Source organism: Streptomyces sp. NPDC001020 (assembly GCF_053599115.1).
On the sequence record NZ_JBSFLQ010000006.1, the window covers coordinates 195,694 to 216,091 of the forward strand.

Sequence of the window (20,398 nt, forward strand, 5' to 3'; positions counted from 1 at the left end):
GGAGGTCCTCTTTTCATACCGGAAATACGTCGCGTCGCGAAGCTTCCCAAGCTACTTGAAAGGGCGGCGCTTGACACGTCCAGCGGTGTAACCTCCGCCGGCCGTGCGTTCCCTTCCTGCGCGGAATTGCGGGAGACCGCCGCCTGTATTGCTCAGAGAATTTACCTGTACCAAGCCGGGCGAGGTGCAACTGCGCGGCACGGTGGTCACCAACGAATACTCCGGTGCGCCAGCCCCAGATCATGGAAATGCCTGCCCACGACCACGGAGTGGCCGCTAGTGTCCTTTGACATGCAACTGACCGTTCTCGGCGGCTGCGGGGCGTGGCCCACCGCAGTCCAGCCATGCAGTGGCTACCTCGTCGAGTACGCGGGCTTCCGCCTGCTCATCGACCCCGGATACGCAACGCTGCCAAGACTGCTTGACCACATCACCGTCGATGCCGTGGACGCCGTGTTGATCAGCCACGGGCACCCCGACCACTGCGCCGACCTCAACCCTCTCCTGCGTGCCCGAGGACTGAGTGACACGCCACCGCCGGCACTGCCGGTATATGCACCCCGCGGAGCGGTCGATGCCGTTCTCGCGCTCGACAAACCGAGCATGCTCGCCGAGGCGTACCGGCTTTACGAGTTCCACCCCGGCGACCGGTTCGACATAGGCCCATTCAGAACCGACACGTGGCTCTTGCCGCACTTCGTGCCCAACGCCGGCATCCGACTGACCACGCCGGAAGCCGTGCTCGCCTACACCGGCGACACGGGGCCGAGCCCCGACATCCTGCGCCTGGCCCAGGGGGCTGACCTGCTGTTGTCGGAAGCCACGTACGTCCACGAGGTACCGATCGCCGACGCTCTGTATCTGCTGACCGCACGACTGGCCGGGCAGTACGCGAGCCGATCAGGTGCTGCCAGGCTCATGCTCACCCATCTGTGGCCAGGGACAGACCCGAAGGCCGCACACGAATCCGCCGCAGAAGCCTTCCGGCAGCCCATCGACATCGCCACTCCCGGGTTCATCACCAACCTTGCTGGTGGAAGCGGGCATGCGGTCCCCATCACCCCATGACGTGGTTTTCGACTCGATCCTGCGGAGGCCGCTCTCCAGGTCAGCCGTTGGCAACGCCCCTGCAGACGCGTCCAGTTCAACTATGTCGACGAGCTGGCGATGCCGGCTGGCCGAGCTTCGGTGCGACGATGCCTGGCCTGGGACTCTCCCTGACCACCGGCCATCGGCTGCCGACAGCCAGCCGATGGGGGACCAGCGGGGCGGCGAAGCCGACCCGGCAGTCCGTGGACACGGGACCCACTGCGACTGTGCGGCCATGTTGTGGTGATGGGCCGTCATATATGCGTATCGAACACTGATGCCACCTCTGGAGGAGAGGGATTCCATAGAGGCCGAGGCGGCCCAGCAGCAGCTTGCACGAGACGCGATGCGGCCCGCCGACCGGAGGTTGGCGGGCCGTCACAAGAAAGGAGTTGACTACTCCTCTTCTTCCTCTTCCTCTTCCCACATGGGAACCTCCCTGGTCAGGCACGGACAGACACACCGTCAGAAGGCGGTGACTGTGTACGAATCCTGCACCATCAGTGTGTTGCACGGTTCGCACAGCGTCTGTCATAGCCACCCGCATCCTCTGGTACACCACAGTGCACTCTGGTTCACCCCAGCGGCTTAGGCATGCGCAGTCGATCGGACGGGTGTGCCGTGCTGTCCATGTGTTCGAGGTCTTGGTGTCTGGAGCGCTTCGGCGACGTCCTGCCCCGCTCCACGTCCAGATATCGACCTTCGCTGACGGCCGGGGCGCTCAACCGCACTGTTCAGAGATTGCCCCGGTCTCTCTGCGGTCGCAAGCCGGGCTCCTGCTCCCGTGAGACGCCTCAGGTGGCATCGGGGTCGAACGCCGGGCCTGCTGCCCGCTCTGGCTGCGCGGTCTTCGTCAGGGATACGCGCGCCGTATCGTGCGTGCCTGCCCGGGTCGCGTCGGCTGTTTCCCGTACGGCATCCGCGACCTCCGCCAGCTCCGCTCTCGGGTCGAGTGCGGAGCGGATCTCGTCCAGCCCGAAGTCGTCGCCGTTCAGGACGTGCTTACGCACGAATGTCTTGGGGTGCAGGTCCTCGAACTCGAAGTTCTCGAACTCCGGCCCCAATTCGGCGCGGACCTCCTCTTCGGCGCTCTTGGACATCTCCCGCACCTTGCGCAGGAAGACGGTCACGTTCTGGATCACCTCCGGCAGCTTGTCCGGGCCGAAGAGAAGGACTACGAGGATGGCCAGCGTGAGGAGTTCCATGGGGCCTACGTCGGAGAACATGCCGATACTTTAGAGGTTGCGCAAGCGTGTAACCAGCGAGGTATGGTCGACGCTGAAACCGCTGATCGGACAGACAGCCCACCATCGGGAGGATGAGCCGTGGGAGTTTCCCTGGGTAAGGGCGGCAATGTGTCGCTGAGCAAGCAGGCGCCGGGGTTGAGTGCCGTGGTGGTCGGACTGGGCTGGGATGTGCGCACGACCACAGGCGTGGACTATGACCTGGACGCCTCCGCCCTGCTCTGCGACGCCTCGGGGAAGGTGGTCTCCGACGAGCACTTCGTCTTCTACAACAACCTCAAGAGCCCCGATGGATCGGTGGAGCACACCGGGGACAACCTGACGGGTGAGGGCGAGGGCGACGACGAGTCGATCAAGGTGAATCTGGCCGCCGTACCGGCTGAGATCGCCAAGATCGTGTTCCCGGTCTCCATCCACGAGGCTGAAGTGCGCGGCCAGAGTTTCGGCCAGGTGCGCAATGCGTTCATCCGTGTGGTGAACCAGGCGAACGGCCAGGAGATCGCCCGCTACGACCTGTCAGAGGACGCTTCGACCGAGACCGCGATGGTCTTCGGCGAGCTCTACCAGTACGCCGGTGAATGGAAGTTCCGTGCGGTGGGGCAGGGCTACGCCTCTGGTCTGCGAGGCATCGCGCTGGACTTCGGTGTGAACGTCTGAGCGGCACCGCGGCCCGACCAGGCCCGCAGGCTACGGCGATGAGGGTCAGGTCGTACTCGGCCTTGCGGTTCGCTGTCTCGTGGCTATGGCCAGACGGCTTCCGCGGGCGGGCTCCTCGGCGGTCACCGCGCTGTACGAGGAGCCCGAGCCGTGCTTCCGCCACTGACTGACGCGGCCCGAAGGGCTTCGGCCGTCGTCAGTGGAGGGGATTCGGTGCCAGGACTGTCAGCCACAGCAGCGTAATGGTCCCGGCACCCATCAACGGTGTGAGTATTTCGGTCTCCAGCTTGTTGCCGCTGCTTTTGATCAGCACGATCTCGTATCGGGTCTTGTGCGGCCACAGCCAGGGCGCGCCCTGCCTGGCGATCGAGTCGCCGAGCAGGTGGGCCAGGCAGCCCAGGCCGATCGCGTAGGGGAGCCAGTCGGGCGCGGAGGGAATGAACTTGGCGATGGCCGCGGTACCGGGTCCGGCCAGTGCCACGATGGTGCCCCACGCATGGAAGTCGTGCCCCGGTGGGCAGAGATTGATCTCCGGTGGGCACCGTCATGCCACACACTCCCTGTTCTTCGTCGCCCTGATGACCGCGGGCAGCTGGGCGGCATCGCCTACCTGGGCAGGCCGTTCACCCTCGGCAGGAGCTTCTTTCTGCTGGCACTGGCCGTACGCGCCCATTCCTGCCGCCGACGCTGCTGCACATGCATCTGGCGCCCCAGGGCCTGAACGAAAGCGAGAGCGCGCGCATCCATGCGATAGAGCGAGGACGCGCGGAGCGCAAGACGCGTGAGGAAAGGCCCGCCGCTAGGCGCGGCGCAGTCTCATGAAGTGGATTGGCGCTTGGCAGAACTGCATGCCGCCACATTAACACCGTTGGCATCCGCATCCGTTGAGGTGTCCTGAGCGCTCCGCTGCTCCCGCGGGGCGCGTCACCCACGGGGCCGCAGGTCGAAGCGCCAAAGCCTGCCAGGTGCAGCGTCTGATGGGGGTTGTTCCTGGCCGCCCCGGTCGTCATGTCGCGGCGCCCGGTCCGCGAAAGGTGGAGCGGTAGGCGCTGGGCGAGGTGCCCAGTACGGCCTGGAAGTGCTGGCGGAGGTTGGCGGCTGTGCCGAGCCCGGCCCGTTCGGCCACCTTTTCCACCGGCAGGTCCGACTCCTCCAGCAGCTCTCGAGCGCGTTCGACGCGTTGCTGGAGCAGCCAGTTCATCGGGGTGGTGCCGGCTTCCTCACGGAAGCGTCGGTTGAAGTGCCCTACGCTCATGGCCTCCTGGGCCGCCATCTGGCCCAGGGTGATGGGTTCGTGCAGCCTCTGAAGTGCCCAGCCACGTGCGGCGGCGGTGGAGGGTGACGACGGTTCCGGTACCGGGCGGCGGACGTACTGCACCTGCCCACCATCCCTGTGCGGCACGACGACGGTGCGGCGAGCGACGTCGTTGGCGACGGCCATGCCGAAGTCGCGCCGGATCATGTGGAGACACAGGTCGATCCCGGAAGCGCACCCGGCCGACGTCAGGACATCCCCACTGTCGGTGTACAACACATCCGGGTCGAGTTCGACTTGCGGGAACAGCGTCGCGAACTGCTCAGCGAACCGCCAGTGCGTGGTCGCGACCTGCCCGTCCAGCAGACCGGCGGAGGCGAGGACGAAGGCGCCCGTGCAGATCGAGGCCACGCGCGTACCGCGGCGGACACGGGCAAACGCGTCGGCAAGCGGCGCTATGCACGCGACCGCCGCAGCGTCTTTACTGTCCCTGGTCGGTGTCTTCTCGTCCTTGGGCGCGGTCGCCTCGGGCTGGCTCACCGACCGACTCGACCCGCGCCGTCAGCTCGCCGTCTGCTTCACCGTCCGCGCAGTCACGCTCCTCGCGCTGCCGCTGGTCCTTGCCTCGACAACAAGCCCGTCCTTGATCGCCTTCGCGGTCGTCTACGGCCTCGTCGATGTGGCGACAGTTCCCCCCGGTCATCGCGCTCAGTCAGCGGCGCCTATGGGGATGACGGCCCCATCGTCTTCGGGTGGGCCTATGCCGCTCACCAACTCGGTGCCGGTGCCTCGGCGTTCCTCGGCGCCCCTGCCCGCGATCTGTTCGGCGCCCACGACGTGGTGTGGGTCAGCCTGAGCGTGACCTGCCTTGCGGCCGCTCTCCTGGCCATGACCATCCGAAAGACCTGACGGAGTTCTACACGTCGAACGGGAAATCCGGCGCCATGCGAAGCCACGCCGAGTCGGGCCGGACGGGCTGTCGGCCCGCCAGGCTTCGAATGAGCGATGACGCCTGTGTCTGCCCGTGTGATGGCGACGTCGGCATCATGCGCCGGTGGCCGGACCGCCCGCGTGGCCGCCGTCGGCCGCGAACGTCCGGAGGCAGGGCCAGGTCGTCTGCTCCTCCAGGGCGAACGCCACCTCCAGGAGCGTGCGTTCGTCCCCGTGGGCGGCGGAGAGGTGGACGCCGATGGGGACGCCCTCGCGGGCCACGGCCATGGGCAGCGAGATCGCCGGTGCGCCGGTGATGTTGTTCAGAGGGGTGAAGGCCACATAGCGCTGCAGCCGGTCCATGAGCTCGTCGAACGGGACGGCCGGGTCGAGGTGACCCAGGGGTGGGGTCACATGCGCCAGTACAGGAGACAGGATGAGCTCGTGGCGCTCGAACGCCTCCGTGTAGATCCTGGTCGTGCGGCGCAGCCGCCGCAGGGCGCCGGGGACTCGCGCCCATCCGCCCTGGGTGAACTGGCGGCGCAGCCCCGACGTGAGCCCGTCGAGCCGGGTGGCGTCGAAAGAACGGTCGAAGGCGAACTTGCCCAGCCCTCCGATCATGGCGGCCAACAGTGCCCAGTAGGTGACGAAGTCCGTACCGAAGTCGGTGGCGGCCGGGATCGGGATCGGCTCGACGATATGACCCTGTTCCTCCAGGAGACGGGCTGTGTGCTCGACGGCGGCCCGGGTCTCCTCGTCCGTGACCGTGTCGGTGACGGACTCGAGTACCAGACCGACACGCAGGCGTCTGCGGGCCGGTCCCTGCACCAGACCGATGGGGGCGAGTCGCGGATTGCGCCAGTGGTCCTCTGCGGCGGCGAGATAGGCGGCGGTGTCGCGGACCGTGCGGGTCAGGACGCCCTCGGAGATGATGTTGATCGGCATCGCCCGGCCCATCTCACCGTCGATGTGCCGGCCGCGGCTGGGCTTGAGGCCGATCAGCCCGGCGGCCGCGGCGGGGATGCGGATGGAACCTCCGCCGTCGTTGGCATGGGCTATCGGGAGTGCGCCGGCGGCGACCAGCGCCGCGGCCCCGCCGGAGGACGCGCCGACGGAACGGGCGGTGTCCCAGGGGTTGCAGACGGGCGGTGCGCTGTGGAACTCGCTGGACGCGTTGAGGCCGAACTCCGGCATGCGACTCTTGCCCAGCACGGTCAGCCCGGTGCCGAGGAACTGCTCGGCGTAGCGGCCGTTTCGGGAGGCGGGCCGGGCCCGGTAGGCGTCGGTCCCGTGGTTGGTCGGCATGCCGGCGACGTCGGTGTTGTCCTTGACGAGCGTCGGTACGCCATAGAGGAGGGCCTCGGGCGTCGAGGACCGTCGTGGGGCGTCGTAGGCCGTGAACGCGACCGCGTTCAGGGACGGGTCCACGCGCTCGATCCTGGCCACCGCCGCGGCCTCGACCTCCTTCGCGCTGAGTTCGCCGCTGCGGATGAGGGACGCGAGCGCGACGGCATCGTGGTCGGCGAGGGCGTCGTCGGTGAACGCGTGAACGCGAGTGGGCCGGCTCATGGCGTCACCGTAGGGGGCCCCGGACCAGAAGTCTAGAAGACCTTGCAGACTTTAGGATTGCGCCATGAAGCGACGTCATGGAGCCAGTGCCCAGCAGCGACGGGCGGCGCTGCTGCAGGCTGCCGTCGATGTGACCGCTGAGAAGGGCGTGGCCGGGGTCACTCACCGCGCGGTGACGGAGAAGGCGGGGCTGCCGCTGGCGACCGTCGGCTACTTCTTCGACTCGATCAATGACCTTGCCGTCGAGGCGCTGCGCAGCCGGGTCGCCGAGGACGCGGTGAGGATGAACGACCTCTCCGCAAGTCTCAAGCAGCAGGGCAGCAGCCCCGGCGAGATCGCCGAGGCGTTCGCCGCCGCCGCGACGGCCCCCTGGACCGAGGCCATGGCCTTCTTCGAGGCGCTGCTGCACGCGGCGCGCGCTCCCGAGTTCCGGCAGGTCGTCGTCGAGGCGCTCGAAGTCGGCCGTTCCGTCGTCGCCGGAGCCACCGCCGCCGCGGGTGCCGACGACGCCGATACCGGGGCCTTCCTCGCCCTGATCCACGGCTACCTGCTGCACAGCCTGGCCGCCCCGGAACTGGTGGACCCGGACGCCCTGCTGCGCGGCATCCGGGCGCTGTTCATCGGCGGGCTCCTCGAGGCCGGGCACGTCGAGCTCGCGCTCGAACTGGCCGGCCGGTCGGCCGGGAACTGAACGCTACGCTGGCAACTCGGCCGCCTGTAGCGCTGCCACCCCACGAACCGACCACCGGTCAGTGCCGATTTGGCCGCGGCGCGTGAAGAGCAGGTGTGCCGGCACCCGGAAGTCACGAGCAGTCGAACCAGTGCCCGATGGGGCGCTCAGGGCAGGTACGGCACTCGAAGATGTAGACGCCTCCGGCGTCACCGAGGCACAGTCCGGCGGGATTGTGGGCGTCGTCCTTCCATCGCCGGCCGCTCGGTTCGTTCTCGTCGGCTCGGTCCTCCTCGGGAAGCCACGTGCGCCAGGACTCACCATCGAATTCCCAACTGGACACGCTCAGAAGGTGCTCCATCCGCTTGCCGCACCCTTCACAGTCGGGCCATACCGGTTCCTGAGTCCAGCTCGGATAGCCACCCAGCTTGATCCCTGGGGCCTCCGCGAGGTGGTAGGAGTACCGCAGCCCGGTTTCGGTGAGCAGTGCGTCGAAGCGGCCTCTGAGCGCGTCGTAGACCTTGTCCGGCAGGTCCCAGCTCGGGAACTCGGTCACTTGCTCGGGGTGAACCACACAGGGAGCCGGGTACCAATCCTCGGACAGCCCAGCCGCCGGTCCCGGGGTTGGCAGTACGTCGCCGACGGCACCGGCGTCCCGCCAGTAGACCTGGGGCAAGGGATAACAGAACTCGCCGTGGCCGTAAGGGCACCACAAGACCTGGAGCAGGTCCGTGCCTTCGGGAAAGGGCACGCCGGGCGCGTCGACACGATGGACCTGGACGATGGGAACCAGGGGCACAGGGGGCTCCAGCCGACTCGCAGTGCCCATGCCGTAGTGCTCTTCCCGGCACACCGGCCACGCCTCCCCGGCAGGCCACAGCAAAGGACCTCCAACAGAACTGTCCTTGCAGGTCGGAGAACCGGGACGCGGATGCAGGCGGACGGACTGACGGCGGAAGGGGAGCAACTCAGGAAACAGGCTCTCCACGTCCACCGGATGATTGGGAGTGTGACGGGACATGCAGAGGACTCTAGAACTCACATATGACAGTTGGGCCGCCTGGGGCATGACGGCTGGGCACGGCCGGGCCCCGTCACCACTTCCGCGTTGCCATGGTGCTCTCAAAGCTCGGTTCTGGCACAGACCTTGGGGAGCGGTCGCGGAGTGTCACCTCGGTGTTCGGTTGTGAGGTGCTGGGTCGTGTGAGACCGCCTACGCCTGGCCGCCCGACCGTCAGGAATGAAACAACCCAACTACATTGGGTCAGTCGTTGTTACAACGGCTAGACGCGGAAGATGTGCACCACATGAGGGGTGTCCGCCAGGGTGTGCGGGGCCAGGGCGTGGTACGCCCAGACGTGGACCCAGGCGTTGCCCGTGCGCAGGGTGAGGACCGCCTTCATCATGCCTGGGGCGAAATAGGTGAGAAGCAGGAAGGCCCCCGACAGCAGCGAGTCTTCGAGTGAGCCGAACCGCGTCCAGGCGTCCCACAGATGGAAGGCGGCGTAGGCAAGGCCGCCCGCGACCACGGTGGCGGCAGTCGAGCCGGTGAGCTTGAGCACGCGGGGAAGCAGGATCGCGTAGATGAAGATCATGGCAGGGAGCACCGCACCGGCGAGGTAGAGCGTGAAGGTGAGTGGCAGGCCCACGAGCACCTGACGGCCACCCAGTTCGAAGGTCTCGGGTTCGAGTACCAGAAACTGCACCACCGACTCGACGACCAGCACGACGGCGACCAGGACGGTGTCGGCCCGGCGGTCGGCTGAGTGCAGGCAGAGTTGCTCGGCGGTATAGCGACGGCGGAAGTACAGCAGAGGTACGAGGGCGTACACGATCACGTTGTAGAGCGCCCAGGTGACGGCCTCGGCGGGGGTGACGTGTTCATGGGTGCCGTAGAGCGTGCCGGCGAGGTGGAAGCCGAAGGGGTGCCAGCCGAGAGAGCGGGCGAGGACGTATCCGAAGGCGAGTCCGGCCGCGCCGTAGGCCAGCAGCAGGAGTGACTCGCGCAGCGCCTGGGCGCGGTCGGGAGTTCGGGCGGCGAGGTCGAGCCGGGGCCGTCGGCGAGTGAGCAGACCGACAAGAGCGATCAGCAGCAGAACCTCGCCGAGACCGACGTTGGCTTCCAGGAGGTGGTCCGCGGTCTTCTGCCCGGTGCTGGATGCCCAGGTGAAGGGCAATCGGTCTCCCGCAACGGCGACAACGAGCGCGTTGACGGCCAGCCAACCGAGGGCGGCTGCCCATAGGGCCCGTGAGCGCAGCAAGGGTTTGTGGTGGGCCGAGTCGGATTCAGGAGCGGTGTTGTGGCGGGTGAGCTGCATGGGAGCCTCCGCGATTTATTTAGCACGACCGTGCTATGAAGCGTTGGAGTCGAATGTAGCACGACTGTGCTATAAAAGGCCCATGCCCAAGGTGGTCGATCCCCGGATCCGTCGCAGAGAACTGGCCGAAGCGGTATGGCGGGTGGTCCGGCGTGACGGCTTGGAGCACGCCTCGGTCCGCAACGTGGCCCGGGAGGCCAGACTCTCGATGGGCTCACTGAGGCACTACTTCGCAAGCCAGTCCGAGCTGATGACCTTCGCGCTGCGGATGGTCATCGACGGGATCGAGCAGCGGATCGCTGCAGTGCCCTCGGACAGTGACCCGCGGCGGCGTGCCGAGCGTGTACTCGCGGAACTGCTACCGCTGGACGACCAGCGGCGAGCGGAGAACGAGGTGTGGCTGGCCTTCACCGCCCGCGCCATGACGGACACCGAGCTGCGGGCCCTGCGCGACGAGGGGTACGACATGCTCCGCGCGGGCTGCCGAGGTCTCGTGGCCGACCTCATCGGTCCCGGCCGCGACCCGGAACACGAGGCCGCCCGGCTGCACGCCCTGCTGGACGGGCTCGCCGTGCACGCCGCCATGCGCCCGGACATCGACACCCCCGACGCGCTGCGCGCCGTCATCGCCGATCACCTGGCCGAGCTGCGAACTCCACGGACCACTGACGCGCCTTCGGATGAGGCTCTGCGTCCATGACAGCTGCCCTGTTGGCATGCTGCGACCCTCTGCGACCTCGTCGTACCGGTCGTGCACCCGGTCCGAGAAGCGACCGCAGTCCGGACACTTCGCCCCGGCCGACCGACCTCTCGCCTCCACCTCGACCGTGCCGAACAAGGCGGTCACCGCATCGACATCCACCAGTGGGGCCGCGCCGCCACAGGAGGTTCGTAAAGCGCAACGGCCGGACTGGTCAGCCAACGTCGGGCAGTTCCTCGGGACGGCTCGCCTCGTCCTTCTGCCGTACGAGGCGCTTGTTGTCGTCGCGGACCTCGGTCAGCCACTGCCAGGGCCGGATCTCATCCAGGGAGAGGCCAGGGCATGCCAGTTGGTGCGGAATCCGGCATGTCGCGCCGGGCGGGGGTTCGTCGAGGCCGCCGTTCCAGGCGATGTCGTTGCCGTCGATGTGCCAGCGATGCCCACCGGGTACGAGGTGCGCGGGCATGGGAGGCATGGGCTCGAGGAGAACATGCTGCCCGGTGTAGGTGAGGCGGCGCTCCCCGGTGAGCCCGCAGTTCGGGCAGTCGGGCGGGTCCGGTGGTTCGGGACCGGTGGCGCCGTCGATTGCTGCCTGGGCGCGGTCGGTGTTCTCCCACGGCGCGGGCGTGCCGGCGGGCGGTTGCCGGGATCCGTCCGGTCCAGGGCTGGGTAGCGGGATGATGCTGTCTTGGTGGTCCCCCATGCGTTCAGGGTCTGTTGCCGGTGCGGGGGCGGGTAGGGCGCGATCCGGGCGCCACAGCGGGGATCGGCGGTGCCGGACGGCGCGTGTGGCGGCTCATGTGGCGTACGGAAGCCCAGTTACCGCTGCGGACGGTGGCCGGGCAGATGGTGGTGCTGTTCTTCAGCAGAGGTGATGCTGCGGCCCGGCGTCATTCTCGCCGGGCGCGGCGGCTCGGGCTTGCCCCGGTCCCGGGGCAAGCCATGCGTGGCCCGTGGCGAACGGACAGCCGCCGCGGACCACGCATGCGAGCCTGCCGGTCGCGTCGGCACGCCGTACGTCAGCGCCGTGCGTCCTGCGAGGCGTCCAGGAGCGGCAGGCCGGCCGCATACCGGCGGAGGTACCCGGCGGTGGGAGTGTCCGCGCCGGCGACGGTGTCGGGGGTGCCCTGCGCGACCACTGCGCCTCCGTTGGGGCCGGCTCCCGGTCCGAGATCGATCACCCAGTCCGCGGACGCGGCAACGGGGATGTCGTGATCGGCCACGACGACGGTGTTGCCGGAGTCGAGCAGCATGTCGAGCGCGTCGACGACCCGCTGGACGTCGGACGGGTGCAGGCCCGAGACGGGTTCATCGAGGACGACGAGGCCGGCCTTGCGGCTCGCCGCGCCGCGCTGGATCGCGGACGCGAGTTTGAGGCGCTGGGCCTCGCCGCCGGATAGCTCGGTGGCGCTCTGGCCGAGTCGGAGGTAGCCGAGCCCGACCCGGTCGAGCGCAGCGAGGGTCTCCGCGAGCTGCCGAGGTTCGGTGAAGACCTCCCCGGCCTCGGCGACGGTCAGGTCCAGCACCTGGTCGACGGACAGTCCCAGGTAGGTGACCTCCAGGGCCTCGGGCCCGTAGCGTCGGCCGTCGCACGTGTCGCACACCACCCACGTGTCGGGGAGGAAGTGCATGTCGACGAGCCTGCGGCCGTAGCCGGTGCAGGTCTCGCAGCGGCCGCCGGTGGTGTTGAAGCTGAACCAGGAGGCGTCGACGCCGCGCGCGCGTGCCGTATCGGTGGCGGCGAACAGTTTGCGGACGATGTCGAACGCCTTGCTGTACGTGGCCGGATTGGACCGCGGCGTGCGCCCGACGGGTTCCTGGTCGACGACGGCGACCCAGCCGAATCCGTCGAGTCCGGTCACCTCGCGCACGGTGTCGGCAGCCGTGCCTTTGAGGGCGGCCGCCGCGCCCGCGGCGAGTGCGCCCAGGACGCTGCTCTTGCCGCTGCCGCTGACCCCGGTCAGGCAGGTGAGCCGCCCGGCCGGAAGGCGCAGCAGCTCCGCGGCCGCGTTGTGGGCGCGCAGGCCGTGCAGTTCCACCCAGTCGGCGTCATCGCGGACCGGGCGGAGGGTACGGCGCAGCCGCGGCCCGTTGCCGGCCAGGTAGCGGCCAGTGACCGAGGCGGGGTCGGCGGCGACCAGAGCGGGTGAGCCAGAGACCAGGACCTCGCCGCCGAGGCGGCCCGCGCCGGGTCCCATGTCAACGATCCAGTCGGCGCGGGCGATCAGTTCCGGGTCGTGTTCGACGAGGAGGACGGTGTTGCCGGCTTCGCGCAACTCCAGTGCGATGTCGAGAAGGTGCTTCTTGTCCGCCGGGTGCAGCCCGGCGCCGGGTTCGTCCAGGACGAAGATGACGTCGCTCAGTTCGGTGCCGAGCTGAGCGACGAGCCGGGTGCGTTGCAACTCGCCGCCGGACAGTGTGGCGGCGCTGCGGGACAGCTGCAGGTGGGCCAGGCCGAGCCGGTCCAGGAGGCGGAGCCGGCGTCCGAGATCCTGTAGCAGGGGATCGCCGACGGTGCGCTGCCGGGTGTCGAGGGAGTCGGCGACGTGCCCGGCCCAGGCGCGGACCTCGCGTACATCCACATCCAGCAGATCGGGGTAGGTCAGGCCGCCGAGACGTACGGACCGGGCGACCCGATCGAATCCGCTGCCGTGGCAGGTGCCGCAGGCCTGCTTGCGCATGTACGGCAGGTAGCGCTGCTTGGCAGCGGCCGTCTGGGCGTTGGCGAACACCCGTTCCACCTCGGCAAGCGCGCCGCGCAGCGGTTGGCTGGAGGTGTAGGTCATACGAGCCGTCTCGTTCTTGTTCGGGATGTCGACGGTGGCCTCGACCGCCTCGTCGCCGGTGCCGTGCAGGACGTCGTGCTGGAACGCCGCGGGCAGCGACTGCCAGGGCCGGCTGAGGTCCACGCCGCGTCTGGCGGCGAGTGCGGGGACGAACATGTGCTCTCCGGACCGCCATTTGGCGTACCAGGGAGAGGCGCCTTCGAAGAGGGGGAGGTCCGGGCGGGTGATGATGAGGTCTTCCTGGGCCTGCCAGCGTCCGCCGGCGCCGTGGCAGTCCGGACAGCTGCCTTCGGGGGAGTGGCGGTCGAAGTGCGCGGTGGTCAGGGGATCGGCGCCGGTGTCCGCGGCTGGGTCCTTGTCCGTGTCCGGGCCGATCCGCGGGAGGCGCGAGTAGAGCAGGCCGAGGTGCCCGTCGATCCCTGTGATGGTGGCGACAGTGGAGCGGGGGTTGCGGTTCAGGCGGCGCTGGTCGACCGCTAGTGTGGCGCCGAGGCCGAGGATGCGGTCGACCTTGGGGCGGTTGCGCTGGGTGATGTACTGGCGTACGAACGGCGAAAGGCCCTCCAGATACCGTAGTTGGGCCTCGCTGTGCAGGGTGTCGATGGCGAGCGAGGTTTTGCCGCTGCCGCTGACGCCGGTAAAGGCGACGAGTCGGCCTTTGGGGATACTGACGGACACGTCGCGCAGGTTGTTGGTGCGGGCGCCCACGACGTCGATGGTGTCGCGCGTCCTGCCGGCTCCGGCAGTGTGGGGGGCCGGCATGCGCGTGTCCGATACGGGCAGGGTCACGCCTCGTCCGCCTTCCCGGCGAGCTTGGCGAGGTCGGGGGCGAACCCGGCCATCCACTGCGGGTGCAGCCGGTAGAAGACCACGTTGTCCCAGTCGAAGGCGTCGTCGCCGTAGAAGTCTTGGAAGTACGCGAGCAGGTCCGGCCAGTCGGCGGCCGGCTTGCCGCGTTGGGGGTTGAGGGCCTCCGCGGTGCCGTGTGTGAACACGCCCAGGTCCTCCCCGCGCATGTGCGCGGCGCTGACGGCGGGCCGGGCGGTGAGGTGCCGGGCTTTGGCGGCGCCGCGCGCGGTGCCGAAGTGCCACTTTCCGTGCAGGAAGTGCCCGTCCACGCCGCTGATCCGCGGCTCGCCCTTCGCCGTCACGGTGGACAGCGCGAGCGTGCACACGCCGGTGAGCACGCGAGTGAGCTGCTCGGCGGTGAGCGTGCGCTCGGCGTTGATGATCGACCGCAGGTGCGCAGTGGAGCGGGCGAGCGAGGCGTCGAGGAGGGCTTGGAGCCGGTGGAGATCGTCGGGTGTTTCGCGCATGAGGGTCCTTGTCTGTCCGTCGTCCCGGCCCGCGCCACCACGACACTGACCGGCGCCCCCACTGTCTCCACAAATCTCGACATCCTCTGTCGTATTTCCTCGGTCTGGAGCTGGCGCACGACGTCGGCGATGTCCAGGGAACCCGAGCCCGCACCGAGCAGGTCGAAGCCGGCTGACTGACGTCTCCGTACTGGCCAGCGGCCCGTTGCGGCGGACCAGCCACGCTCACGGCCCGTTCATTCAAGGAGTGCGAACGACGCCCGCTCTTGCCATTTGGCGCCGTCATGCGCCATGAGGTCAACTGACGAGGCCCGGGACGTGAAGGGGAGATTGCTGAGCAGCTCCGCCTCAATCTCATCCAAGACTGCATCGTCCTGACCGTCGGCGACGGTCAGGTGGGGCACGATCTCGGTGAACTGGCCACCATAGGGAGGGGCTTCGGGCCACCGGTCAGCGATCACCTCAGTGAGCCGCCGCAACTGCGTGTCTGACTCCGGAGCGAGATACAGCACCCCCGGAAACCGCCCACAGCTCTCAAACCGCAGGTCAAAGGCGTGATGCCTGCCGAGCACGTCAGTAAGAGCCGAGCAGACACGCGCACCTAATCGCCTCTCGTCGAGGAACGGGAACAGCACCGTGATGTGCGCTGGTACTCCCGCTCGAGCTGACGGATCGAACCGCTCACGCCATGCGCGGACGGCTGGCTCCGCCTCCGGGATCCTGACGATGAGTCCCGTCTGGCCTGCCTGAAACCTGCTGGTGCTGTCGTCTGACATGACACCGCATGGTGCCATCTCAGAGGCAGACGACAGCAGTCATTATGCGTCCGTGATCACGAGCGATCGCCGCAGACAGAGCGCCTGGAGCTGATCGGCCGACTTCTCACCGACCCGAGCCTGCCTCTGCGAGCCAGGGTCGCGGGGAGCATCGTCCTGCTCTACGCCGAGCCGCTCAGCCGCGTCGTCGCCTCACGCTGGATGACATCACCCCAGCCGAACAGCAGACCCTTCTCCGGCTCGGCGAGCTGCCGTCCTCCGTTCCCGAACCGCTCGCGGAACACCTGTTCCGCTGGATCGACAGCCGGGACAACATGAACACCGCGACCAACCACGCCTGCCGATGGCTGTTTCCCGGCCGGCGGCCCGGTCAGCCGCTGCGTCCCTTCGCGTTTTTCCAAGTTGCCCGACGATCTCGGTGTCCTCCCAAACCTGCCAGCTGCACCGCAGTAGTCCGAAAGCAGGCTCTGGAACACCCGCCTCCGTCGGGCAGCGGGGCCCGACCGCGTCCCGGTCCTGGCAGAACTTCCACCGCACTCCCTGCCCAGGTAACGTGCGGAAACGGCGGTGCCCCGCCTGCTTACCTCAGGCGGGGCACCGTCACATTTGGGTGATCACTGCCCGGTGTCGTCGTCGGGTGCGGAGATACCGCGCGGCTGGACGTCGCCGGGGTCCTTGCCGGGCGATGCGGGAATCCAGGTCTCGGGCGGGTTGTCGGCAAGCAGACGGACCCGGTTGCCGAACTCGTCAGGCAGGTAAACGGTGAGTCCTTCGCCGGGGACGTGCGTCACGTGGGCCCACGCCTCTCCGTGCTCGGGGGTGACGTCGACGACGGCGTTGCTGGTGATCCACACTTGGCCTTCGGCTGACTTGCCGATGCTGGCCGGGGTGCGGCCGATGTATCCCATCGGGTTGCGTACGACGATCACGAATCCGGCGTTGCCCGCGTGGTTGGCGACGTCTTGCACGGTCATGAGTTCCGACCGGTACCGAGGCATGGGCCCCAGCTCGGGCTTCTTCTTCCGCCAGAACGGCATGAGAGGCGTCCTCACTTCTCTACGTTGCCGATGGCAGCCTCAAACACGGGGATCAGGTCGGGGTTGATCTCGTAGCCCTCGACCTTGCCGAAGCCGGGACCTACGCCCGTCACCGGCTGCTTCATCGCCTCGGGCCAGCGCCTGAGCGTCTTGCCGCGCTGGAGGATGCGGCTGAGCGGAGCGCTGTGGCCGCGCAGGCTGTCGTCGGGCTTGTCCCGGAGGGCGTCGGCGGGAACGTGACCCCCGCGCCGAACGGCTTCCTTGACGATGCGTCGGGCTCGGGCGGGGAGCATTCGGTAGTACTGGGTGGCGCGCTCCTCGGTCCAGGAGGTGTCGGCCTCGACGTCCTGGGCGTGTTCGGCGAGGAGGGCGAGGAGCTTCGTCTGGAACTCGGGTGTGGGTTCGTCCACGGTCAGAGTGATCCGCATGCGGTCTCCCGTTATGACTGACGAGAATGAACCTGATTCTAACGAAGACGGTAGCGCGGCCGCGCCCGTCCCGTCACTGGTTTATTCGCGTTAGATCCACGGGAGTTGGGGCATGCTGCGCCAAAGGGCTGTCCTTCCTGGTTCCCGAGGCGATCGCGCAATACTTGCCGATGACGAGGCGCTCCGCCCGTAGGCGTAGAGGACGTTGCGGTGATCGAAGTCCGTGATGCCGTCCGGGGCGTCGTAATACGTGTGCTCGCCCACGGCGATGTTCGGCGACGGGACCAGCGGCTTGAGGAACACCACGCGTTCGTGAGCGGGCAGCGGGCAGCGGGTAGCGGGCAGCGGGCAGCGGGTGCACGGTGGACGGGTCGGGGGACAGGCCGGGGCCCTTTGCGTGGTTGCGGGATGTCGCACACGGCCCTGGCGGGGCGTCGCCGGGCCAGGGTCGGATCACCCTGGCCCGGTGGGGCTTCAGAGGTTCTCGGGGCTGGGCGGGGTGACCCACTCGATGAACTGGACGATCACGCCGCTGGGGTCGGTGACCTGAAAGTAGCGTTCGCCCCAGGGCTCCTCGGCAGCGACATGGTGATGTCGACGCCCTCGGCGCGCAGCCGCTTCTCCCGGCCAAGGCGGTTGTTGTTGTCAACGGCCGCTCACGGATGCCTCGTTCGAGGTGGTGATCGCACCTGGATCGATGGAACGTTGCGGTGCCGCGGAGCCTTCCGCGGGCTTGGACCTCGCCAGCCACAGACCGGTGAACACGGCGGTGGCCAATGTGATGGCGCCAGCCGCGACGAAGGCGCTGTTGATGCCGGTCTCGAAGGAGGCGCCGCCGGATTGCCGAGTGCGGACGATGGCTCCGAGTACCGCCACGCCGAGCACCGCGCCGATCTGCCGGGTGGTGCTGCTGATGCCAGAGGCGAGGCCGCCTTCCTGCGGGCTGACCGCTTGGATGGCGGCTCCCGTCAGTGGGGACATGGTCAGGGCGAAGCCGATGCCGACGACTCCCAGCCGCCACCACACGTTCCCGTAACCGGTGTCGGCGTGCACCATACCCAGCGCCAGCAGTCCCAGGCCGGCCAGGGCCAGGCCGGTGGTGACCACGATTCGGAAGCCGTACCGGGCGGCGAGCCGGCCCGCGTACGGGCTGACGATCACCATGGCGAGTGAGGCGGGGAGGGTCTGCAGGCCGGCACGCAGGATCGAGCTGCCCTGTACGTACACGAAGAACTGGGAGAAGAAGAACGACGAGCCCATGAGCGCGAACCCCACCACGATCATGGCGGTGTTGGACACGGTGAACAGCCGCTGCCGGAACAACCGCAGCGGCAGCATCGGAGTGGACCGACGCGCTTCGACAGCGACGAAGGCGGCGAGGAGGATCGCCGCGGCGGTGAAGCTGCCCAGGATGACCGATGAGGTCCAGCCGCGGGCGCCACCCTCGATCAGCCCGTAGGTCAGTGCCCCCACCGCCAGAACGGACAGCACCGTGCCCGGGATGTCGATCGCGGGGGCGCTCGGATTGCGGGACTCGCCGAGGTGGCGCAGGCCGACCAGCAGCAGGACCACGCCGATGGGCAGATTGACCAGGAAGATGGCGGGCCAGCCAAAGGCATCTGTCAGCACGCCGCCGGCCACGGGGCCTGCGGCCAGACCGATTCCGCTGAATCCGGCCCACAGCCCGATCGCCTTGATTCGTTCTTGCGGCACGGGGTAGGCGGCGGCGAGCAGGGCGAGCGAGGCGGGGCTCAGCGCCGCGGCCCCGATGCCCTGCAGCACCCGGCCGGCGACCAGCCAGCCGAGCGAGGGCGCGAGGCTGCACAGCACCGACGCGGCGGTGAACACCACCACGCCGGTCAGGTACACCCGCTTGCGGCCGAACCGATCGGCGAAGATACCGCCGGACAGCAGCAGCATGGCGACCAGCAGTACATACGCGTCGACGATCCATTGCAGACCGGTCAACTGAGTGTGCAGCCGGTGCTGCATATCGGGCAGCGCCGCTCCAACAACCGTGTTGTCGAGCAGGACCATGAACTGGCCCAGGCAGGTCACCGTGAGCAGTGCGGCCCGGTTCGATCGACTGCCTACCACCGCATGCGATGCAGCCATGGGGATTCCTCTCAATCGTCAGTTGCGCCCGGCCACGGTTGACGCGGGTGGCGAAACACCTGAGCGCCCTAAAGCAGTCAGCGACTGCGTTAGGTGACTGTAAGGAGGGCAGCCTCACAAACGCAAGTCACGACTGCGTTAAGGTGGGATGCATGAACGAACGACAGCGAGCCCGGCGGCCCGGCGGGCGCAGCGCCCGCGTCGGCGCACAGGTACACCAGGCCGTCACCGACCTGATCAGCGAGCGCGGCTACGGCAACTTCACCGTCGGCGATGTCGCAGCCCGCGCGGGCGTAGCCGACAGCAGCATCTACCGCCGGTGGGGCAGCCTGGAAACCCTGCTCACCGACGTGGCGCTCACCCGCCTCAACACGCGGTCGCCGATGCCCGACACCGGGAGCCTGGCCGGCGACCTGCGCACGTACGCGGCCCAAGTGGCCCGCGAGATCACCGGACCCGACGGCCCGGCGGTGCTGCACCTGGCCGTCGCCCTGTCCAGCCACGGCCAGCAGGGCCTGCAGGCTCGTGACGACCTGCGCGCCGAACGCACCCGGCAACTGCAGTCCATGCTCGACCGCGCCCGCGAACGTGGCGAGCCCGCACCCGACGCGTTCGACGTGCTGGACCACATCCTGGCCCCGATGTATATCCGCGTCCTGTTCGGCATGGGCCCACTCACCCCGGACTACATCGACGGGCTGGTCGACCGATTGCTGTGACCTCAAACCGGTTCCCGTGATCAGCCCCTGGACGCGGTGCCAGGGCTCCGCGAGGTGCCCGCCGACACGCGCCCGGCCGGCCCAGGCATCCGGCCCGTGGCTGGCTCACGCGGCCTGGCTGACTCCGTCGTCGCCGCCGTCGCTCTGCGGCGCAGCGGGGCGTCGGAGACACCTCCCAGATGCGAAGACCTCTTCCGCTGGGCAGCCGAGGCTGACCGGGCGCAGGAGCCGCGATCCGCCCCTTGCCTACCCCGGCTGACACCGGCGGGGTAGGCAGACGGGCTTGGTGTTCAGGCGCTGCGTGGTGCGTGGTCGAAGAACCGGTTGTCGGTGTCGACGGGACGCCAGAGGGCAAGCGGCAGCAGCCGCGGACTTTCGGAGAAGCGAGCCTGCTCCAGCAGATGGCATCTCGGCGGCAGGCTCGGTTCCCGGTCACTGGCCCGTGACACCCGTAGCCGGACCGTCAACCTACGTTCGCCCCGGGGCGAACAGGCGGTCGGACCCTAGCGCCGTCCGCGCAATCCCTACTGCGGCTGCGTTCACCAGGGACGCACACTGCGCCGGCGCCACCGACCAGTCCGGCAGCGCAGTCAATCCATCGCTGGCCACACTCCGGAACCGCCGCCGCGCCTGCCTGAATAGCGGAGAGCAGGCGATGCCCGTAATGGCCGTGGCGCTCCGCTCGCTGCTCCTGGTCGGCTACTTCACGCGGCGACAGCCCAGACCTACGTCACTCCTGATCCGCCTTGGAGTATTCGGTGAAGTGGGGCGGTGCTGACGGCCCGCCCC

Annotated in this window: 20 protein-coding genes and 3 pseudogenes; 6 read left to right on the forward strand and 17 right to left on the reverse strand. The window is 68.4% G+C overall.

Translation table 11 applies throughout. The annotated features are described in order from the left end of the window. The first annotated feature begins 291 nt into the window (after positions 1 to 291). Positions 292 to 1,068 carry an MBL fold metallo-hydrolase gene (locus ACWDEX_RS07760; RefSeq protein WP_450462357.1) on the forward strand — a complete coding sequence of 259 codons (777 nt, stop codon included), beginning with the start codon at positions 292 to 294 and terminating at the stop codon, positions 1,066 to 1,068. Positions 1,069 to 1,883: 815 nt separating this feature from the next. On the opposite strand, the gene ACWDEX_RS07765 is transcribed toward ACWDEX_RS07760, so the two are convergent. Then, the gene (locus tag ACWDEX_RS07765) at positions 1,884 to 2,315 is read right to left on the reverse strand and encodes a Sec-independent protein translocase subunit TatB (RefSeq protein ID WP_450462358.1); all 432 of its coding nucleotides are present in this window, start codon (positions 2,313 to 2,315) and stop codon (positions 1,884 to 1,886) included. Positions 2,316 to 2,414: 99 nt separating this feature from the next. On the opposite strand from ACWDEX_RS07765, the gene ACWDEX_RS07770 reads away from it, so the two are divergent. Further along, positions 2,415 to 2,990, forward strand: coding sequence for a TerD family protein (locus tag ACWDEX_RS07770; RefSeq protein WP_450462360.1), 576 nt, complete (start codon positions 2,415 to 2,417; stop codon positions 2,988 to 2,990). Positions 2,991 to 3,186: 196 nt separating this feature from the next. Here ACWDEX_RS07770 and ACWDEX_RS07775 read toward each other — a convergent pair whose 3' ends face one another. Both ACWDEX_RS07775 and ACWDEX_RS07780 read right to left on the reverse strand, forming a co-directional pair. Further along, a complete protein-coding gene (locus tag ACWDEX_RS07775) occupies positions 3,187 to 3,471 on the reverse strand; it encodes a metal-dependent hydrolase (RefSeq protein ID WP_450462362.1) in 285 nt (94 codons plus the stop codon). A 525-nt stretch (positions 3,472 to 3,996) separates the two neighbouring features. Then, complete coding sequence (locus ACWDEX_RS07780) at positions 3,997 to 4,785, reverse strand: helix-turn-helix domain-containing protein (RefSeq protein WP_450462364.1); 789 nt, start codon at positions 4,783 to 4,785, stop codon at positions 3,997 to 3,999. On the opposite strand from ACWDEX_RS07780, the pseudogene ACWDEX_RS07785 reads away from it, so the two are divergent. Next, positions 4,703 to 5,154, forward strand: a pseudogene (locus tag ACWDEX_RS07785) (MFS transporter); the annotation flags it as partial. The gene ACWDEX_RS07780 and the pseudogene ACWDEX_RS07785 sit on opposite strands and share 83 nt — an antisense overlap. Positions 5,155 to 5,289: 135 nt before the next feature. Here the strand turns inward: ACWDEX_RS07785 and ACWDEX_RS07790 are convergent. Further along, positions 5,290 to 6,744 (reverse strand): amidase, encoded by a 1,455-nt coding sequence (locus ACWDEX_RS07790; protein ID WP_450462365.1) that lies wholly within the window; start codon positions 6,742 to 6,744, stop codon positions 5,290 to 5,292. 64 nt (positions 6,745 to 6,808) lie between these two features. Here ACWDEX_RS07790 and ACWDEX_RS07795 point away from each other — a divergent pair, with 64 nt between their 5' ends. Continuing rightward, on the forward strand, positions 6,809 to 7,435 hold the full coding sequence (locus ACWDEX_RS07795) for a TetR/AcrR family transcriptional regulator (protein ID WP_450462366.1): 627 nt from the start codon (positions 6,809 to 6,811) through the stop codon (positions 7,433 to 7,435). 112 nt (positions 7,436 to 7,547) lie between these two features. Here the strand turns inward: ACWDEX_RS07795 and ACWDEX_RS07800 are convergent, their stop codons facing one another. After that, complete coding sequence (locus ACWDEX_RS07800) at positions 7,548 to 8,243, reverse strand: DUF1963 domain-containing protein (protein ID WP_450462367.1); 696 nt, start codon at positions 8,241 to 8,243, stop codon at positions 7,548 to 7,550. A gap of 454 nt (positions 8,244 to 8,697) precedes the next feature. Beyond that, positions 8,698 to 9,732 carry a hypothetical protein gene (locus ACWDEX_RS07805; RefSeq protein WP_450462433.1) on the reverse strand — a complete coding sequence of 345 codons (1,035 nt, stop codon included), beginning with the start codon at positions 9,730 to 9,732 and terminating at the stop codon, positions 8,698 to 8,700. Between the two features lie 82 nt (positions 9,733 to 9,814). Between ACWDEX_RS07805 and ACWDEX_RS07810 the strand changes: the two genes are divergently transcribed. Continuing rightward, positions 9,815 to 10,432, forward strand: coding sequence for a TetR/AcrR family transcriptional regulator (locus tag ACWDEX_RS07810; protein WP_450462368.1), 618 nt, complete (start codon positions 9,815 to 9,817; stop codon positions 10,430 to 10,432). A gap of 214 nt (positions 10,433 to 10,646) precedes the next feature. Here the strand turns inward: ACWDEX_RS07810 and ACWDEX_RS07815 are convergent, their stop codons facing one another. From ACWDEX_RS07815 to ACWDEX_RS07860, 10 genes and pseudogenes are all read right to left on the reverse strand, one after another. Continuing rightward, on the reverse strand, positions 10,647 to 11,135 hold the full coding sequence (locus tag ACWDEX_RS07815; RefSeq protein ID WP_450462369.1) for a DUF6083 domain-containing protein: 489 nt from the start codon (positions 11,133 to 11,135) through the stop codon (positions 10,647 to 10,649). Between the two features lie 316 nt (positions 11,136 to 11,451). Continuing rightward, positions 11,452 to 14,007 carry an excinuclease ABC subunit UvrA gene (locus ACWDEX_RS07820; protein WP_450462370.1) on the reverse strand — a complete coding sequence of 852 codons (2,556 nt, stop codon included), beginning with the start codon at positions 14,005 to 14,007 and terminating at the stop codon, positions 11,452 to 11,454. After that, positions 14,004 to 14,534, reverse strand: a complete 531-nt coding sequence (locus ACWDEX_RS07825; RefSeq protein ID WP_450462371.1) for a pyridoxamine 5'-phosphate oxidase family protein — start codon at positions 14,532 to 14,534, stop codon at positions 14,004 to 14,006. The genes ACWDEX_RS07820 and ACWDEX_RS07825 overlap by 4 nt, the downstream gene beginning before the upstream one ends. 236 nt (positions 14,535 to 14,770) lie before the next feature. Next, the gene (locus tag ACWDEX_RS07830) at positions 14,771 to 15,310 is read right to left on the reverse strand and encodes a 2'-5' RNA ligase family protein (RefSeq protein ID WP_450462372.1); all 540 of its coding nucleotides are present in this window, start codon (positions 15,308 to 15,310) and stop codon (positions 14,771 to 14,773) included. A 161-nt stretch (positions 15,311 to 15,471) separates the two neighbouring features. Beyond that, positions 15,472 to 15,594, reverse strand: coding sequence for a hypothetical protein (locus tag ACWDEX_RS07835; RefSeq protein ID WP_450462373.1), 123 nt, complete (start codon positions 15,592 to 15,594; stop codon positions 15,472 to 15,474). Positions 15,595 to 15,924: 330 nt separating this feature from the next. Continuing rightward, entirely contained in the window at positions 15,925 to 16,347 is a 423-nt protein-coding gene (locus ACWDEX_RS07840) for a hypothetical protein (protein WP_450462374.1), read from the reverse strand. Positions 16,348 to 16,358: 11 nt separating this feature from the next. Next, entirely contained in the window at positions 16,359 to 16,775 is a 417-nt protein-coding gene (locus ACWDEX_RS07845) for a hypothetical protein (RefSeq protein ID WP_450462375.1), read from the reverse strand. 139 nt (positions 16,776 to 16,914) lie between these two features. After that, a pseudogene (locus ACWDEX_RS07850) lies at positions 16,915 to 17,120 on the reverse strand (antibiotic acetyltransferase); the annotation flags it as partial. A 129-nt stretch (positions 17,121 to 17,249) separates the two neighbouring features. Continuing rightward, positions 17,250 to 17,398, reverse strand: a pseudogene (locus tag ACWDEX_RS07855) (VOC family protein); the annotation flags it as partial. Positions 17,399 to 17,420: 22 nt separating this feature from the next. Next, positions 17,421 to 18,890 carry an MFS transporter gene (locus ACWDEX_RS07860; protein WP_450462376.1) on the reverse strand — a complete coding sequence of 490 codons (1,470 nt, stop codon included), beginning with the start codon at positions 18,888 to 18,890 and terminating at the stop codon, positions 17,421 to 17,423. Positions 18,891 to 19,042: 152 nt separating this feature from the next. On the opposite strand from ACWDEX_RS07860, the gene ACWDEX_RS07865 reads away from it, so the two are divergent. Continuing rightward, positions 19,043 to 19,609 (forward strand): TetR/AcrR family transcriptional regulator, encoded by a 567-nt coding sequence (locus tag ACWDEX_RS07865; RefSeq protein ID WP_450462377.1) that lies wholly within the window; start codon positions 19,043 to 19,045, stop codon positions 19,607 to 19,609. A gap of 290 nt (positions 19,610 to 19,899) precedes the next feature. Here the strand turns inward: ACWDEX_RS07865 and ACWDEX_RS07870 are convergent, their stop codons facing one another. Further along, positions 19,900 to 20,058 carry a hypothetical protein gene (locus ACWDEX_RS07870; protein WP_450462378.1) on the reverse strand — a complete coding sequence of 53 codons (159 nt, stop codon included), beginning with the start codon at positions 20,056 to 20,058 and terminating at the stop codon, positions 19,900 to 19,902. Between the last annotated feature and the right edge of the window lie 340 nt (positions 20,059 to 20,398).